Annotated in this window: 13 protein-coding genes; 7 read left to right on the top strand and 6 right to left on the bottom strand. The window is 74.0% G+C overall.

Going from position 1 to position 14346, the window contains the following annotated elements; translation table 11 throughout:
* Positions 1–119 precede the first annotated feature (119 nt).
* The 4 genes from MQV74_RS11155 (at position 120) to MQV74_RS11140 (ending at position 2535) form a co-directional block, all read left to right on the top strand.
* Positions 120–266, top strand: a complete 147-nt coding sequence (locus tag MQV74_RS11155; protein WP_242716439.1) for a hypothetical protein — start codon at positions 120–122, stop codon at positions 264–266.
* Positions 263–958 (top strand): hypothetical protein, encoded by a 696-nt coding sequence (locus MQV74_RS11150; protein ID WP_242716431.1) that lies wholly within the window; start codon positions 263–265, stop codon positions 956–958. The genes MQV74_RS11155 and MQV74_RS11150 overlap by 4 nt, the downstream gene beginning before the upstream one ends.
* Before the next feature lie 87 nt (positions 959–1045).
* Positions 1046–1837, top strand: coding sequence for an SGNH/GDSL hydrolase family protein (locus MQV74_RS11145; RefSeq protein ID WP_242716429.1), 792 nt, complete (start codon positions 1046–1048; stop codon positions 1835–1837).
* Positions 1838–1923: 86 nt separating this feature from the next.
* Positions 1924–2535, top strand: coding sequence for an antibiotic biosynthesis monooxygenase (locus MQV74_RS11140; RefSeq protein ID WP_242716427.1), 612 nt, complete (start codon positions 1924–1926; stop codon positions 2533–2535).
* Here MQV74_RS11140 and MQV74_RS11135 read toward each other — a convergent pair.
* A complete protein-coding gene (locus tag MQV74_RS11135; RefSeq protein WP_242716425.1) occupies positions 2525–4360 on the bottom strand; it encodes an endonuclease/exonuclease/phosphatase family protein in 1836 nt (611 codons plus the stop codon). The genes MQV74_RS11140 and MQV74_RS11135 overlap by 11 nt on opposite strands.
* 639 nt (positions 4361–4999) lie before the next feature.
* On the opposite strand from MQV74_RS11135, the gene MQV74_RS11130 reads away from it, so the two are divergent.
* Positions 5000–6487 carry a hypothetical protein gene (locus MQV74_RS11130; RefSeq protein WP_242716423.1) on the top strand — a complete coding sequence of 496 codons (1488 nt, stop codon included), beginning with the start codon at positions 5000–5002 and terminating at the stop codon, positions 6485–6487.
* Positions 6488–6593: 106 nt separating this feature from the next.
* Here the strand turns inward: MQV74_RS11130 and MQV74_RS11125 are convergent, their stop codons facing one another.
* From MQV74_RS11125 to MQV74_RS11110, 4 genes are all read right to left on the bottom strand, one after another.
* Positions 6594–7046 (bottom strand): hypothetical protein, encoded by a 453-nt coding sequence (locus MQV74_RS11125; RefSeq protein WP_242716421.1) that lies wholly within the window; start codon positions 7044–7046, stop codon positions 6594–6596.
* A 25-nt stretch (positions 7047–7071) separates the two neighbouring features.
* Positions 7072–8229 carry a S1 family peptidase gene (locus MQV74_RS11120; RefSeq protein WP_242716419.1) on the bottom strand — a complete coding sequence of 386 codons (1158 nt, stop codon included), beginning with the start codon at positions 8227–8229 and terminating at the stop codon, positions 7072–7074.
* A gap of 87 nt (positions 8230–8316) precedes the next feature.
* On the bottom strand, positions 8317–8550 hold the full coding sequence (locus tag MQV74_RS11115) for a hypothetical protein (RefSeq protein WP_242716417.1): 234 nt from the start codon (positions 8548–8550) through the stop codon (positions 8317–8319).
* Positions 8551–8754: 204 nt separating this feature from the next.
* Positions 8755–9522, bottom strand: a complete 768-nt coding sequence (locus tag MQV74_RS11110; protein ID WP_242716414.1) for an SDR family NAD(P)-dependent oxidoreductase — start codon at positions 9520–9522, stop codon at positions 8755–8757.
* A gap of 196 nt (positions 9523–9718) precedes the next feature.
* Between MQV74_RS11110 and MQV74_RS11105 the strand changes: the two genes are divergently transcribed.
* Positions 9719–11173 (top strand): alkaline phosphatase PhoX, encoded by a 1455-nt coding sequence (locus MQV74_RS11105; protein WP_242716412.1) that lies wholly within the window; start codon positions 9719–9721, stop codon positions 11171–11173.
* 321 nt (positions 11174–11494) lie between these two features.
* Positions 11495–13075: a TROVE domain-containing protein gene (locus tag MQV74_RS11100; RefSeq protein ID WP_242716410.1), complete on the top strand. Its 1581-nt coding sequence runs from the start codon at positions 11495–11497 to the stop codon at positions 13073–13075.
* A 46-nt stretch (positions 13076–13121) separates the two neighbouring features.
* On the opposite strand, the gene MQV74_RS11095 is transcribed toward MQV74_RS11100, so the two are convergent.
* Positions 13122–14345, bottom strand: a complete 1224-nt coding sequence (locus tag MQV74_RS11095; RefSeq protein WP_242728593.1) for a TerD family protein — start codon at positions 14343–14345, stop codon at positions 13122–13124.
* Position 14346: the final 1 nt, after the last annotated feature.

Raw genomic sequence — 14346 nt, 5'->3', positions numbered from 1 at the left:
CCGCTTCGACGCCGGCGGGCCGAGGGCGGACGTACGGGTGCCAACGCGCCCCGGAATGCGTCACCATGGCGGGAGCCAGGCGAACACGTCCGTCGCGTACCGCGCGTACAGGAGGCAGCATGAGGCTGGGCAAGGCACTCGCCACCGGAATCGCCGAGGAAGAGCCCCGCGGGAGCGCGGCGGCCGACGAAGAGACCCCCGAGCTCGTCCTGGACGCCGAGGAGCGGGAGGCGGCCGCCGCACGTGAGGTGGCCGTCGGCCGATGAGCCTCCGGCTTCCCGAGGAACGCCCGAAGGAGCCGCCGACCGGATACAAGATCGCCCACCCGATGCTGTCCCACGACGGCACCCGGGCCGCCTTCACCGGCATCTCCCTGGGCGGCGGCCTGCCCTACGGCGTGCTCGACGAGGCCCGCTGCGCCTACGGCAGACGGCACCGCGCACCGCACCGCCGCTGCGACTGCGGCTTCCACTGCGTGCACGCCCGCGCCGCGGCCGAGGGGCTGCTGTGCACGGCCGAGCACCGCACGGCCGCCCTCCTTGAGGTCGCGGTGCTCGGCGCGTACATCCGCTTCGAACGGGGCTTCCGCTCCGCGCGCCAGCGGGTCCGCTCGGTGACCGTGCAGCCCTGCGACTGCGGCGCGGCCGCCACCGGCCTCGCCGACGCGGGCTGGGGCAGACCGGGCTGGCGGGCCCTCGAAGGGGTGTGCGGCCGGTGCGGGCGCGGCGGCGGCCGGGCGGCGGTGACCCTGGCCGGGTTCGCGGCCGCGGCGGGCGAGGGGCTGCGGGTGGCCGCCGCCCCCGCGGTGCCCGGGGCGGGCCCGGCGGGTCTCGGCCTGCCCGAGCTGACCGCGGAGGCGGCGCTGCTCCAGGCCCGCCTCGACTGGTTCCAGAGCGAGTTGGGGCGGCTGCGCGAGCCGGACCAGGGGCCGGGGCCGCCCCGCGCGGGGGGCGGCTGAGCGGGGAGGGGCGGGCGGTGGCCGGAGTGCGCCGCGGGAGCCGACGCCTCGTTGACGGAGCACTCGACTCCGCAGGACCCTCGGGCCATGACCTCGCATCCGTACGCGCGGTACGTCGCCGTCGGAGACAGCCGTACCGAAGGGCTCGGCGACGGTGACGAACACCGTGGCTACCGCGGCTGGGCCGACCGGCTCGCGGAGATCCTCGCCGTCGGCCACCCGGACTTCTCGTACGCCAACCTCGCGGTGCGCGGCCGCGTCACGGAGCGGGTGAAGGACGACCAGCTCGGGCCCGCCCTGGCCCTGAAGCCGGACCTCGCGACCGTGGTGGCCGGGGTCGACGACCTGGTCGGGCCGGGCTACGACGCGGCGCGCACGGCCCGCACCATGGAGGAGATGTTCGCCGAGCTCACCGGGGCGGGCGCCTGCGTGGCCACGGTGACCATCCCCGACATCGGCCGCATCGCCCCGCTCGCGCGCCGCGCGCAGCCCCGCGTGATGGACCTCAACGCCCGCATCCGCGCGGCCGCCGACCGGCACGGCGTCATCGTGCTCGACCTGTTCCCGCAGCGGATCACGGCCGATCCGCGGCTGTGGAGCCGCGACCGGATGCACGCGAGCCCGCTCGGCCACGCCCGGATCGCCGCGGGCGTCGCCGACGCGCTCGGCGTCCCCGGGTACGCGGACTGGGCGCGGCCGCTGCCGCCGCTCGCACCGGTCTCCGCGATCGGCGGGGCGGCGCAGGAGGTGCGCTGGCTCGCGGGGGCGGCGGGGCCGTGGGTGCGGCGGCGGGCCTGGCGGTGGCGCGTGCCGCGCAACGACGGGCACACCGCGAAGCGGCCGGGCCTCGACGTGGTGACGCTGTCGGAACGGGCTTGACCTCAACCTTGGTTGACCTTGGAACGTAGGCGGTACGGGCAGCCGGACAGCGCGCCCGCACCCCCTACTGACCTCGGAGGACCCCGATGACGCAGCGCCTGACCACGCCCCCCGCCCCGCTCGCCGGGGACGATGGCCTGACCTTCTTCAGCACCTGGCGCCTCGGCACACCCGAGCGGCAGCGGGCCACGGTCGAGGCGATCGCCCGCGCCTGGGAGAGCCGGGAGTGGCCGCACGAGGGGCTGCTGTCGTACAGCGTGTACGAGGGCCTCGACGGCCAGACCCTGATGCACCACTCGCAGTGGCGCGACGAGCAGGCCTACCAGGACTTCTTCGCGCGGGGGCGCGACGAGCGGAACGCGGAGATCGACGCGGCGGTGCCGGGGATCGAGCGGGTCGGTCTGACGAAGACGAGCCGCTACCGCGGCGTGGGCCCGGGGACGGGCGTGCCCACGGACTTCACGACGGTCGAGGCCGACCTCGCAGGGGCGGACCTCGACCGTCGCCGGGGCTGGGCGGACGCCTCGCTGGCCGCGCACGCGGCGGTTCCCGGCCTGGTCGCCGCCCATGCGCATCTGAGCACGGACGGGACGCGGGGCCTCACGTACGCGCAGTGGACGCGAGAGGCCGGGGGCGCGGTGGCGGACGGCACCGCCCAGCGGTACCGGTTCGCCTTCGGCGTGGGGACTACGGCTTGAAGCGGACGACCTGGGGGTCGTGGTCGCTGTTCTGAGTGGCGAACTCGGCGTTCACGTGGACGCTGTCGTAGGCGAAGCGGCCGACACCCGGGCTGACCAGGATCTGGTCGAGGACCTGGGAGTTGCCCTGGTAGACGTAGGAGTAGCGCTCGGCGCGGGGCAGGGACTTGATGCCCGCGCGCAGCGCGCCGCCCGCCTCCAGGGCCTTGGTGGCCGGGGAGAACTCGAAGTCGTTGATGTCGCCGAGGACCACGACGTCCGCGTTCCGCTCGGCCGCGCGGACCTTGCGCACGAAGGCGTTGACCGCCGTGGCCTGCTTGACGCGCTGGACCTCGGAGGAGCGGGTCGGCGGCTGGTGGTGGGAGGTCAGGGACTCGTCGCCGCCCTTGGACGCGAAGTGGTTGGCGATCACGAAGACGGTCCTGCCGCGGAAGGTGAACTCGCCCGCGAGCGGCTTGCGGCTGTTGGTCCACGCCTCGTTCGCCGGGTCGATCCGGCCGGGCGAGCGGGTGAGCGCGGCACGCTTGCCCTGGCGCACGACGTCCGTCGGCGTGGTCGCGTCGCCGCCCGGGCGGTCGGTGAAGGACACCCGCTCGGGGTTGTAGAGGAAGACCTGGCGGATGTTGCCGCCGGGCTCGCCGCCGTCCTTGTTGTTCTCCGGGTCGACCGAGCGCCACGCGTAGCGCGGGCCGCCCGCGGTGGCGATGGCGTCCGTGAACTTCTTCAGGGTCTGGTCGGCGGCCACCGTGCCGTCGTTCTTCGCGCCGTTGTTGTCCTGGATCTCCTCCAGGGCCACGATGTCCGGCGAGGCGAGGTTCGTGACCACCGCCTGCGCGAGGGCGTCGAACTTGGCCTGCGGGTCACCCGGGTCCAGGTTCTCCACGTTGTACGTCGCCACGGCGAGCTCGCGCTCACGCTGCGGGCGGGTCCGCTCCCGCTCCAGGCCCTTGCCCACGACCTCGCCGAGGGAGCGCGCGGCGAGCGTGTACCCGCCGAACTGGTTGAAGTCCAGCGGCCCCTCGGTGGTCCCGGTCAGGGCGTCCCCGACGTCCGCCTTCGGGAACGGCCGCTCGGAGACCGGGGCCAGCTGCTGGATCTGGAGCCGCCCGGTGTTCTGCGCCTCGTACGAGCCGTAGCGCGCGCCCCCGCGCCGCGTGGTGTTCTCGTGCGGCTTCACGGTCACCCAGAGCTCGTTGTACGGGTCGCTCGCGCCGACCACCCGCGAGGAGCCGACGCGTACGTTCATGCCCTCCAGGGACTCGTAGAGGTCCAGGGCGTACGCGCGGGGCCGCAGCGGCAGCTTGTTGACGCTGTTGCCGTCGGCCGGGTCACCGGCGGGCGCGTACGCGGACGGCACGGACTTGGCGCTGATCGTGACGGGCGCGGGCAGCTCGTTGCCCGAGGACTCGACGGTCACGGTCGGCTTGGTGAGCTGCGTGAGGGACTGGTTGCCGGAGGCGGCGCCGCCGGGGACGTACTCGGTGACCGTGCCGGAGACGCGGACCGCGTCGCCCGCCTTCACGGTCGGCGCGGTGCCGGTGTAGACGAAGACGCCTTCGCTGGTGGCGGGGTCGCCGTCCGCCTTCGCGTCCTGGATCCAGAAGCCCTTCGAGCCGTACGTCCGCACTCCGGTGACGATGCCCGGCACGTCGGCGACCTGCTGACCCGCGAGCGGGGAGAGGCGCGTGCCGCCCTGGATGTCGTGCACGCGCACCTCGCCGGCGTCCGAGGCACCGGTGGAGGCGGCCGACGAGCTGGTCGCGGCGAGCAGACCGGCGGCGAGGGCGGTCGCGACGACCGCGCTCACGGCGGCGGATCTGGGCATGCGGGATCGGGATATGTGGGACATCGAGGACTCCGGGGTTCGGGGTTGAGGGGCAGAGGGTCACGCGGCCCGGGGAGGTGGCGCTCTACGCGCGTCAATCTCCGGTGTGACCAGGGGAGTTGTCAAGGTCGGCCCGGTGTCCCGCGGCTGTACGTTTCCTGGCAGGCACATGAACCGAGGCAAAGAGGGACAAGCGCGGGGCGCCGCGGGCGCCGTGAACGGAGTGCCCCGCGGGTGGAGTGCCCCGTGGGGGCGCGGAGGCGTGGGTGGAGTGCCCTGTGGGGGCGCGGGGAACTGCGCGACCGGCCACGACGAACTCGCAGACGAGGGATGGGCGGAGGCCTGGGTGGCGTGGTGCGCGGAGGCGTGGGTGGAGTGCCCTGTAGGGGCGCGGGGAACTGCGCGAGCGGCCACGACGCACCCGCAGGCGACGGACGGGCGGGGCAGCGGGCGGGGCACGGGCGAAGGCCCGGGGGCGGAGGCCCGGGGGTGGGGGCGCGGAGGCGTCGGGGGAGTGGGGCCCGGGATGTGTCCCGGGGGAGTCGGGCCCGGGGGCGCGGTGGGCGGCAACGGGGCAAACCCGTCTACGCTGCACGCAGCAGACCCGTACCCCGTCAGGCCCGTCAGGAGAACCAGCCGATGTCCCAAAGCCCCGCCACCCTGCCGCCGGTGCTGCTGCACTCAGAAGCGGAGCTCGCGCGGGACGCGCTCGCGACCCCCCTGCTCGCCCGCGCCGTGCGGCTCGCCCGCTGGGCCGGGCCCGACACGCGGGTCGGCGCGGGCGGCGAGCTCGTCGACGAGCAGCTGCCCGCGGCGGCGGCCGAGCTCGGGCTCGTCGACGGGGCCGACGGTCTGGAGGCCGGGGACGCGGCGGCGTACGCCAGCGAGGCCTGGCGGGTCGCCGTCGACACCGGCCTCGTCGAGGTCGAGGACGCCGACGAGGACGACGCCGAGGGCACCGTCGCCACCGGCGAGGACCTCGCCCTGATCACCTCGGGCGGCCCGCAGGACGTCCTCGGCATCTGGCTCGGCGCCCTGGACGCCGTCTTCGCCGACGCGACGGTCCCCGACCTGGAGGACCTCGTCGACGTCATCCAGGGCGGCGGCGAGATCGACTTCGCCGAGCTGGGCTGGGACCCGCAGGCCGAGGCCGAGTTCCTGGAGGGCGTCCTCGGCAATCTGTATCTGCTGACCGTCAGCGAGGGCGCCCCCGAGGACGGCGCGGTGCCGCTGCCCGCCCTCGCCGCCTCCATGATCGTGCCGGACGACATGGGCGAGCCCACCGACGACATCCTGGAGCAGGTCTCCGACGCGATGATGCGCCTCGACGACCAGTTCCGGATGTTCGAACCCGTCGGGCTCGTGGAGTACCAGCCGGTGGACGAGGCCCTCATGGCGGACGTCGACGAGGCCGCGGAGGCCGCCGGGACCGCGGGGGAGCCGCTGCCGCCCGTCGACGACGAGGACGTCACGCGCTACGGCATGGTCAGGCTGACGCCGCTCGGCCTGTACGGGGTGCGGGCGCGGATGCTGGAGGCCGGGGTCGACGCGCCCGCCGTCGGCGACCTCGCGGACAAGGGCGCCGACTCGCTGCTCGACGCCACCGCCGCGTTCCCGCGGGCCGCCGCGCAGGCCGAGATCGAGCGGTGGCTCGGCGGGCGCGAGCCGCTGCCCGCGGCCCGGGAGCTGCTGGCCGCCGCGCGCGGGGCGGACGAGGGCGCGCCGCTGCGGCGCCTCCACTGCCAGCAGGCGCTCTCCCTCGTCGGGGGCGCGGCCGAGCCCGCCCTGCGCGAGGTCCTCGACGACGCCGAACTCGGCGGGCTCGCACGGGTGTGGCTCGCCGAGCACGGGGCCGCCGACGTACCCGCGCCCTCCGAGGGCCTGGTCTTCTGGCTGACCATCGACACGGTCGCGGCCCAGCTGGCGGCCGAGGGGAACTCCGACGAGCTGCGCGCGCTCGTCGAGGGGCTCGCCGCCCAGCACAGCGGGTTCTTCGCCGCGGCGTGGCGGGTCGACCACCCCGCCACGGCGGAGGTCCTGGAGGCGATGGGGCGGCTGCACTCGGACAAGAAGGTGGCCAAGGAGGCCCGCAAGGCGGCCTTCAAGGCCAGGTCGCAACAGGCCTAGCCCCACCCGGGCAGGGGCCCTGCGGCGCCGGGGCAGATACGGGTGGGCGGGTGGGAGAACCCCGCCGCGGAGCGGCGGGGTCCGTGCTGCCGGGCCGGCCCGAGGCCTAGCACTCGTAGCGGGTCGTGTGGCGGAACGACGACGTGGCGCCCTCGAAGCCGTACGTCCCCCGGTACGCGGGCGGGTTCTGGTACTGCCCGACGATCGTGATCGTCGACGCGCAGGACCCCTGCCCCGCCCGCTTCGCGTCCAGGCGCAGCGTGTCGCCGATGTGGCCGCCCGTGATGTCCCACGGGGCGCCGCAGATGCCTGACGTGATCCGGCCGCCGATGACGACGTGCGGATAGGTGTCGGGGTTGTACTTCACCTCCATCGCGAAGGTGACCTGCCCGTTGTGGAGGGTGAGCTCGCAGGCCGTCGCGACGGCCTCCGCGGACACCTCCAGCTGCGCGGGCGCGGCGAACGCCTCGTCACGGGTCTTGACCTGGGCGCCCTGCGGGTTGAAGAAGTGGTGCTCCGTGCGGGGCCGGTCCTTCTGCTTGCGTGCCTGGGTGGTCATGGGGTGGGCTCTCCCTTCCCGGCCGTCAGGCCAGCTGCTCCGCTACCTCGACGCGCAGCAGCGCGCGGACGTTCTCGATGTGGTTGATCACGGTGACCGTCGACGAGCCGGCGAAGAGCAGCCCGAGGGCGACGTTGTCGAAGGAGGTCACCAGGGACCCGGAGTCGCCGCCGGCGGAGATGTTCGTGGTGAGGATCTGGTCCTTGAACCGGGCGGTGCCCGCCGGGCCGTAGTTGACGTCGATGGTCGCGTCGACGGAGATGATCCGGCCGAAGCTGATGTTGGTGGTGCGGCCCGACTTCTTCACGCGGTCGCCCACCGCCACATTGGTCTTGCGCCGCCAGGCGCGCGGCGCCCCGCTGAAGTACTGCTCGCGCGTGGCGTCCTGGAAGTCCACGGCCGCGAGGGCCGCGTCGACCACGTTGTTGTGCCGGTCGAGCGGGATCTGCGGGGCGAACTGGATGGCGACGAAGCGCTCCAGGGTCGCGATGCGGTCGGCGGGGTCCTGGCCGCCGTCGAAGACGCCCGGCTGGACGACGGGGCTGCCGAGCTGGGCCCGGTTGGAGTCGGCGAGCACGTGGTTGTTGGACAGGATGTAGAACTTCGCCGGTACGCCGAGGCCCGCGGCGGGCGGGTCCACGGAGGCGCCGGGCAGGAAGTCGTAGACGACGCTGCCGAGGGTGCCCGCGGTCACGCGGACGTTGCCGACGGAGAAGCCCGAGGGGCACGGCCGCATCCGCCGCTTGAGCAGCTGCGGCTCGAACGCGCCGAGTCCACCGGGCTCTTCGAGCCGCGGCTGCCCGAGGCCGGCGAGCTGGTCGCCGACCGCGCCCTCGCCGTCGTACGCGCGCCGCCCGCGGTTCTCGGCCCGTACGCCGGTGCGCTGCTGCCGCTGGGCGGCGACGTGGCCGACGGCGATGACGTCGGTGGGCGTGCCGTCGTCCATCTGCCGCGGGACCACATCCCGTTCGGGCAGCAGCGACTCCGGCACCTTCTGGGTCACGAAGACCAGGACGGCGGGCTCGCCGGTGGGCTCTCCCGAGGTCCACTTGACGCCGTGGCCGAAGCCGACGACGTTCGCGAGCGGCTCCTCGTGGCGCAGGAAGTCGCCGAGCGCCTGCTGCCGGGAGCTGTCACTGAGGGTGCCGCCGGTGGGTCCTCGCATCCATTCGGACTGGCTCACGCCAGACCACCCCTTTTCCTGAGTTTCCCCTGGCTGGAGGTCCGCGGCCCGGAGCACGCCGTACGGGAGCCGCCCTGTGCGCCGACGTCAGTCGCCCTGTGCGTCGACGTCGCCGATCGCAAGGACGCGCACGGGGACGCCTTCGAGCGCGTCCGGGACCACGTCTTCGTCCCGGAGCCGGTCGCGCGGCACTCGGCGGGTGACGAAGACGATGATCACGTCCGCGCCCGAGTGCTCGTCCTTCCCGACGCCGACCCCGGTCACGTTGGCCAGCCTCATCAGCTGGTCCTCGTGCAGGTGGCGCGCCTGGCGTGCGTCCACTCCGGCTCGCCTCCCGCGTGGGTGATGCAGGTAGGGGTTGTTTATTGCCGGGGACAACGGCGGTCAAGGCGGTCTGCGGTAAATCATGGCTTTACCGCCGGTCCGCGTCTGTTGACCTTGTTTACGAAGTCCCTTCCGACCAGTTACGCACCCGTCATCTTCGTACAGGTGAACGCCCGGCGCGCGGGCCTCTGCCCGGAGGGCTCAAGTCCGCAAGTACGAGGCGCCGTTGAGGTCCATGACCGTGCCCGAGGCCCACTCCGCCGCGGGCGAGGCAAGCCAGAGCACCGCCGCCGCGATCTCCTCCGCGGTGCCCGCGCGCCCGAACGGGCTCTGCGCCCGGATGGCCTCGCCCTCCGTGCCGCCGAGGCGGTGCGCGACCCGCTCGGTGGCGAAGAAGCCGGGCGCCACCGACGCCACCGCGATGCCGTGCGGGGCGAGCGCCACCGCGAGGGACTGGCCGAGCGCGTGCACGGCCGCCTTCGTCGCGCCGTACGCCGGGTGCTCGGGCTCGCCCCGGAAGGCGCCGCGCGAGCCGATGTTGACGATCCGCCCGCCCGTGCCCTGGCCGATCATCCGGTGCGCGGCGAGATGGCTGAGGTTCGCCGTGGCCAGCAGGTTGACGGCGGTGTGCCGCTGCCACAGGGCCGCCCAGTCCTCGTACGAGGTGGTGGCGGGCGGGTGCGGCAGGTTCACGGCGGCGTTGTTGACGAGCACGTCGATGCCGCCGAGCGCCTCGGCCGCGCGGTCCGCGACGTCCTTCGCCCCCGCGGGGTCCGACAGATCGCCGCCGACCAGCGCGTGCCCGGTGCCCGCGAGCGAGTCGAGCGTCGCGCGCGCCTCCTCCTCGCGCGCCCCGAAGTGCACCGCCACGCGGTCGCCGTTGTCCGCGAACGCCCGGGCGAGGGCCCGGCCGAGCCCTCGTGAGGCGCCGCTGACCAGAACGCGGCGGCCGGTGCTCTGCACAGTCATACGGATCTCCTGGTTCGCCAAGGGGTGGGCACTGCTGGAACGCCGTACTCCGGAAGTCGACCGCCGAAGTCGGACCGCGTTCAACCGCCGTTTATACGTGAGCGGGAATCTGGCGCCGGCAGCGGCCCGGCGGTACGCACACTCCGTGGGACAGGCCGAACGCCCGCATCCGCTCCCTCAGGCCCGAGGAGAAACCATGTCGCTCACCCGCAGGGACTTCGCCAGACGATCCGCGCTCACCGGGGCGGGCGTCGCGCTCGCCGGCAGTGTCGGCGCGCTCGCCACCGCGCCCGGCGCGCTCGCCGCACAGGACCTCGACGTGGGCGACGCGGACGGCCGCGGCCACGGCGGCCACGGCGGGCCCGGCTACGGCCGGCTCTTGCCCGACCCCGCGGGCCTGCTCGCCCTGCCCGCCGGATTCTCGTACCGCGTCCTCACGTACAGCGGCAGGACCAAGCTGGAGACGGGCGAGTTCACGCCCTCCAACCACGACGGCACCGCCACGTTCGACGGGCCGCGCGGGGTGACGCTGCTCGTCAACAACCACGAGCTGAGCGGCGCCCGCGCCAAGTGGAAGTACCCGGTCCCGCTCACCGAAGGACTCGTCTACGACCCGGCGGCCTCCGGCGGCTGCACCGTCGTCGAGCACCGGCGCGGCGGCCAGGTCGCCGAGTGGGTGGGCGTCGCGGGCACCAGCACCAACTGCGCGGGCGGCTCCACCCCCTGGGGCACCTGGCTGACCTGCGAGGAGACCGAGGACAAGGCCGGCCAGAACGGCATGACAAAGGACCACGGCTACGTCTTCGAGGTCGACCCCTACGACCGGCGCGCCAACCGTGACCCCCAGCCCGTCAAGGCCCTCGGCCGCTACGCCCACGAGGCCGTCGTCGTCGACCCCAAGCGCGGCCACCTGTATCTGACCGAGGACGCCGCGGGCCCCAACGGCCTGTTCTACCGCTGGACCCCGCCGCACGGCTTCAAGCACGGCCGCGGCAAACTGCGCGCCCTCGCCGACGACGCGGGCGTCCTGAAGGCGCCCAAGTGCTTCGACTCCGGCGGCCGGTTCGTCGACGACCTGTCCCGGGCCACGAAGATCGGCACCGTGTACGGCGTCGACTGGGTGGAGGTCCCCGACCGCGACGCCCGGACCGTCTCGGTCCGCAAGCAGTTCGGCACCGGCGCCGTCACGCGCGCCCGCAAGCTCGAAGGCATGTGGTGGGGCGACGGCGGCGCGTACATCGTCTCCTCGTACGCCCGTGCCGAGAGCCCCGGCGCGCAGCACGACGGGCAGGTGTGGTTCTACCACCCCGGTCGGCGCACCCTCACCCTGAAGGTGCTGCTCGGCGTGAACCAGGACCCCGGCAAGGACGGCGCCTTCGACGGGCCGGACAACATCACCGTCTCGCCCTACGGCGGGCTCGTCCTCGCCGAGGACGGCGACGGGATCCAGCACCTGTTCGGCGCGACCGAGCGAGGCCGCACGTACCCGATCGCCCGCAACGAACTCAACGAGGGCACGCCCGAGAAGCCCGCCTACAGCGAGTTCACCGGCGTCACCTTCTCGCCGGACGGCAGGACCCTGTACGCGAACATCCAGACCCCCGGCATCATGTTCGCGATCACCGGCCCGTGGCGCCGCCAGCGCCCCTGACCCCGGCCGGGGCAGGGCCGTGTCCTCGGGAAAACCCTTGGCGCCGGGTGAGCCCGCGCTCCTAGAGTGAGTCACGTCCAGGTGCGCAGGCAGGACTTACTTCCGCTGCTAACGGGGAGGTCGCGGGTTCGAGTCCCGCCACCGGTACTTCACGCCGGTGTAGCTCAGGGGCCAGAGCACCACACGTCAGTTCCGCCGACCTCGATCTCTGGACACGCACAGACGCTCGCGCCTCCCGGTGCGACGGCTGCGGCTCCTTCCTCTTCCGAAACGCCGCCGCCGAGGTGATCTCGGGAGGCTCCGCATTCGGGGGAATCCACCATGGCGCGTTTCAACGCCAAGGCGGCCAAGGGGCCGCCCGCCTCGCCCGTCCGCTCGACCGGCGTGGTCACCCGCACCCACCAGGGCGGCCGGGGCCACGTCCGGGACGCCCGCTCCGAACTCTTCCTGCTCGCGGTCGCGAACTTCGTGACGCAGGAGACGTACTACGAGAGCGGCGAGGCCCGCGACGACCGGTTCGCCGCCCTCGTGCGCGAGCTGGCCGTCGCGGACCCGGAGTGGACCGCGGGCCTGCTCGGCTGGCTGCGCGGCGACGGCAACATGAGGACGGCGTCCCTGGTCGGCGCGGCCGAGTACGTCCACGCACGGCTCGCGGCGGGCGCCGTCGAAGGCCCCGCCAACCGCCAGGTCGTCGCCTCCGTGCTACGTCGCCCGGACGAGCCCGGCGAGCTGCTCGGCTACTGGACGTCCCGTCACGGGCGCACGGTGCCCAAGCCCGTGAAGCGCGGCATCGCCGACGCCGTGCGCCGCCTCTACTCGCAGCGCTCGCTCCTGAAGTACGACACGGCGTCCAAGGGCTACCGCTTCGGCGACGTCCTGAACCTCACGCACCCCACGCCCGACCCGGCCAAGCCGTGGCAGGGCGACCTGTTCCAGTACGCGCTCGACCGGCGGCACCACCCGCAGGACGCCGTCGTGCCCAGGTCCCTGAGCACCCTCGCGGCCCATCGCGACCTGATGGCGCTGCGCGTCGCCAAGCGGCGCCGCGTCGTCACGGGAGCGGGCGGCGCGGAGCGGCTCGCCGCCGCGGGCATGACCTGGGAAGCGCTCGCGGGCTGGCTCCAGGGGCCGATGGACCGGGCGGCCTGGGAGGCCGTGATCCCGTCCATGGGCGCGATGGCCCTGGTGCGCAATCTGCGGAACTTCGACGAGGCGGGCGTCGGCGACGAGGTCGCGGCCCGGGTCGCGGCGAAGCTCGCCGACCCCGACGAGGTGGCGCGCTCGCGGCAGTTCCCGCTGCGCTACCTCGCCGCGTACCAGCACGCGCCGTCGCTGCGCTGGGGGTACGCGCTGGAGCGGGCGCTCGGCCACTCGCTGGCCAACGTGCCCGTGCTGCCGGGCCGTTCGCTGATCCTGGTGGACCGCTCGGGGTCGATGTGGTCGCCCCTGTCGGAGCGCTCGCAGCTCAACCGGGCGGACGCCGCCGCCGTGTTCGGCACGGCCCTCGCGCTGCGGGCGGCCGACGCCGACCTCGTGCAGTTCGGCACGCGCAGCGCGCCGGTGGCGCACCGGCGGGGCGAGTCCGTCCTGAAGGTCCTGGAGCGCTTCGACAGCCTCGGCGGCACCAACACGACGGAGGCCGTGCGGCGGCACTACCGCGGGCACGACCGCGTCCTGATCGTCACCGACGAGCAGGCCGCGTACAGCCACCACGGCGACCCGACCGACCAGATCCCGGCGCACGTCCCGGTCTACACCTGGAACCTGGCGGGCTACCGGGCGGGCCACGGCGCCTCCGGCACGGCGGGCCGCCACGTCTTCGGCGGCCTCACCGACGCCGCCTTCCGCACGGTGCAACTCCTCGAAGCGGGCCGCTCGACGGACTGGCCCTGGGCGCACTGACAGGGGCGGGGGCCGAGACGTGACTCGGCCCCCGCCCCGCCTGCGGCTACAGGGCCTGGGCGGCGGGCTTCACCATGCCGCGGACCGTGCGGGACTTGACGAAGTCGCCCATGGCGGTCATCTCCCACTCGCCGGAGAACTGGCGGATCAGCTTCGCCATCATGACGCCGGTCTGCGCCTCCGCGTTCGTCAGGTCGAAGCGGACCAGCTCCTCGCCGGTGGCCGCGTCGATGAGGCGGCAGTACGCCTTGGCGACCTCCGTGAACTTCTGGCCCGAGAACGAGTTCACCGTGAAGACCAGGCCGCTGACCTCCTGGGGGAGACGGCCGAGGTCCACGACGATCACCTCGTCGTCACCGCCGCCCTCGCCGGTGAGGTTGTCGCCGGAGTGCTTGACGGAGCCGTGCAGGATCGACAGCTTGCCGAAGTAGCAGCTGTCGATGTGGTTGCGCTGGGGGCCGTACGCGATGACCGAGGCGTCCAGGTCGATGTCCTTGCCGCGGAACGCGGGCTCCCAGCCGAGGCCCATCTTGACCTGGGAGAGCAGCGGGCGGCCGCCCTTGACCAGGGACACGGTCTGGTTCTTCTGGAGGCTGACGCGGCCCTTGTCCAGATTGATCTTCCCGGCACCGGGGGCGGGCGCGGCCGGGGCCGCGGGGGCCTGCGGGGCCGCGTGCTGCGGGGCCGCGGCGGGCGGCGGCGGGCCCTGGACCGGCGGGCCGGACGGGGGCGCCATGGCGGGGGCGGCGGGTGCCGGGGGCGCGGCGGCCGGGGCGGGCTCCTCGACCGAGACGCCGAAGTCCGTGGCGATGCCCGCGAGGCCGTTCGCATAGCCCTGGCCGACCGCGCGGGCTTTCCAGGCGCCGTTGCGCAGATAGATCTCCACGATGACCAGGGCCGTCTCCGCGCCGAGCTGGGGCGGGGTGAAGGTGGCGAGGACCGAGCCGTCGTCCGCGTTGCGAATCGTGGCGGTGGGCTCGATGCCCTGGAAGGACTGGCCTGCGGCGTCCGGGCTCGCCGTGACGACGATCTTCTCGATGCCGGGCGGGACGGCGCCGGTGTCCACCGTGATCGCGTCCGGCGTGCTGCCGCCGCCGGAGCGGTGGGCGACGCCGGGGCCCGTGGGCTGGTTGTAGAAGATGAAGTCGTCGTCGGAGCGCACCTTGCCGTCGGCGGTGAGCAGCAGGCCCGATACGTCGAGCCGCACGGGGGCGGAGACGTCCACGGCGACGCGGGTCGCGGCGAGCGGGATGTTCGAGCCGGGGGTCATA

The organism is Streptomyces sp. AN091965 (assembly GCF_022698285.1).
Classification (GTDB): Bacteria; Actinomycetota; Actinomycetes; order Streptomycetales; family Streptomycetaceae; genus Streptomyces.
This window is presented reverse-complemented; position numbering and strand designations above follow the sequence as displayed.

Coding starts and splice junctions, on each gene's coding strand:
- MQV74_RS11155 (WP_242716439.1), top strand. CDS start 120: ATGAGGCTGGGCAAGGCACTCGCCACCGGAATCGCCGAGGAAGAGCCC.
- MQV74_RS11150 (WP_242716431.1), top strand. CDS start 263: ATGAGCCTCCGGCTTCCCGAGGAACGCCCGAAGGAGCCGCCGACCGGA.
- MQV74_RS11145 (WP_242716429.1), top strand. CDS start 1,046: ATGACCTCGCATCCGTACGCGCGGTACGTCGCCGTCGGAGACAGCCGT.
- MQV74_RS11140 (WP_242716427.1), top strand. CDS start 1,924: ATGACGCAGCGCCTGACCACGCCCCCCGCCCCGCTCGCCGGGGACGAT.
- MQV74_RS11135 (WP_242716425.1), bottom strand. CDS start 4,360: ATGCCCAGATCCGCCGCCGTGAGCGCGGTCGTCGCGACCGCCCTCGCC.
- MQV74_RS11130 (WP_242716423.1), top strand. CDS start 5,000: ATGTCCCAAAGCCCCGCCACCCTGCCGCCGGTGCTGCTGCACTCAGAA.
- MQV74_RS11125 (WP_242716421.1), bottom strand. CDS start 7,046: ATGACCACCCAGGCACGCAAGCAGAAGGACCGGCCCCGCACGGAGCAC.
- MQV74_RS11110 (WP_242716414.1), bottom strand. CDS start 9,522: ATGACTGTGCAGAGCACCGGCCGCCGCGTTCTGGTCAGCGGCGCCTCA.
- MQV74_RS11105 (WP_242716412.1), top strand. CDS start 9,719: ATGTCGCTCACCCGCAGGGACTTCGCCAGACGATCCGCGCTCACCGGG.
- MQV74_RS11100 (WP_242716410.1), top strand. CDS start 11,495: ATGGCGCGTTTCAACGCCAAGGCGGCCAAGGGGCCGCCCGCCTCGCCC.
- MQV74_RS11095 (WP_242728593.1), bottom strand. CDS start 14,345: ATGACCCCCGGCTCGAACATCCCGCTCGCCGCGACCCGCGTCGCCGTG.